This window comes from Prevotella sp. AM34-19LB (assembly GCF_003468525.1).
Taxonomy (GTDB): domain Bacteria; phylum Bacteroidota; class Bacteroidia; order Bacteroidales; family Bacteroidaceae; genus Prevotella.
Genome location: NZ_QSIG01000112.1, coordinates 1 through 1,543 on the forward strand (window position 1 = coordinate 1; position 1,543 = coordinate 1,543).

1 protein-coding gene and 2 tRNA genes are annotated in these 1,543 nt (G+C 43.9%); all 3 read right to left on the bottom strand.

Features of this window, described 5'->3' with window-relative positions:
* Positions 1–89 precede the first annotated feature (89 nt).
* The 3 genes from DW830_RS15390 to DW830_RS15400 all read right to left on the bottom strand — a co-directional run bounded on the left by DW830_RS15390 (position 90) and on the right by DW830_RS15400 (position 1,503).
* Positions 90–161 (bottom strand) — tRNA-Glu (locus tag DW830_RS15390).
* 26 nt (positions 162–187) lie between these two features.
* Positions 188–275, bottom strand: a tRNA-Ser gene (locus DW830_RS15395).
* A gap of 586 nt (positions 276–861) precedes the next feature.
* Positions 862–1,503, bottom strand: coding sequence for an HD domain-containing protein (locus DW830_RS15400; protein WP_119250485.1), 642 nt, complete (start codon positions 1,501–1,503; stop codon positions 862–864).
* Between the last annotated feature and the right edge of the window lie 40 nt (positions 1,504–1,543).

The following is a 1,543-nucleotide window of genomic DNA, read 5'->3' on the forward strand; positions in this document are numbered from 1 at the left end:
CCATTAGATGAATCGACCATTTTAATTAGTCTGCTTTGGTTTCACAACTTGTGCAGACTTGAACAACAAATTTAACTTATTTAACCAGGTAGTCGATAGGGGAATCGAACCCCTATGCCAAGATTGAGAATCTTGTATCCTAACCATTAGATGAATCGACCAACGATGCAATCTTGAACTCCGCTTGCGGAAGGTGGGGGATTCGAACCCCCGGTACGGTAATCCCGCACGTCAGTTTAGCAAACTGGTGGTTTCAGCCACTCACCCAACCTTCCAATCGGATATTGTTGCCAAATCAACAAGCATCGTTCTCAAATGCGGGTGCAAAGATACTACATTTTTTTTGTTCCACCAAATTTTTCTGAAACTTTTTTCAAGAAATATGCATATTTTCTTGTTTTTTCTTGTTTTTGGGAGGATTTATAGGGGATAAGCTGACTTTGTCAACAAAAAAGGAGGCAGATTTACCAATTATTGGAAATCTGCCTCCTGTAGGAAAGGGTCGCTCGATGATGTGATGAAACTCCGAATGTCATAAACATTTGAGAGCTCTCCGCTTTTGTAATCCACCGGCTTTGCAGCTTAGTTGACATGTCAGTTTATGTGGCCCGCCATAGGCAAGAGAAGTCTTCTCGGTTTCATAAGTGTAATTTGATGAGTATCCCGATCGAACCGACACGACCCTTATATCTTTGTCGAATAGACATAGCATAGGCTATCATCTATTGATAGAAGTCTTTGGGTTTTCTATACTGCAAAGATAATGCAATCTTTTGAAACTACCAAATCTTTCTGCTGATTTTTTCGAAAAATCTTCTTTATCAAAAGTCAGAACTCCCTTTTCCTTGTTTCTCTCAAGGGTCAAGACTTCTTTTTCCTGAGCTCTTCGTATATTTCTTCGAAATATTTCCTGAGTTCTGTCTTGTCTTCAATGATATTCCGCAGCTCTTTCAGAGCCTTCTCATTGGGTGAGTTAGGAATCCAGAGCTTGATGTAGCCGTTGCGGGAATATTTCTCGTCCATGTGGTCGGCGAACCGCTGCCATTGCTCTTCTTTTCCTTTTCCGGGATAGTTCTCCTCTCCGTATTCGATGGCACGAAGAAAGATTTCGTGAACATCGATGTCGCGGTCGGCTTCGGCAACAATCTTGCCATAGATGCTTCGGGGCTGGCGACTGGAGGAGGCGCGGTGATCCTCCACGGCTTCTTTCATGATTTTAATCTGCTCGGGAGTGAACCAGCGCTTCAGACGGGCATCAGCCTGAAGGATTTTCCCACTGGTGAGGTGGTGGATGGCGCGCGGACCGCTCATTCCCAGGTCGTGATAGGCGGCAACGATATAAACCATGTCGATGTCGGCACCTGTTACAGGTATGAGTTTCAGGGCGTTTCTGATAACACGGGTCACGTGGCGCAATCCGTGGCTCTCGCCAAACTCTGTATATTTGGGCAGGATTTGTGTTTCCACAAACTGCATGATTTCGAGATTTACTTGTTGCTTCATACTTTTTCTTCTTTTATATATATAATGTACGCGCGTACAT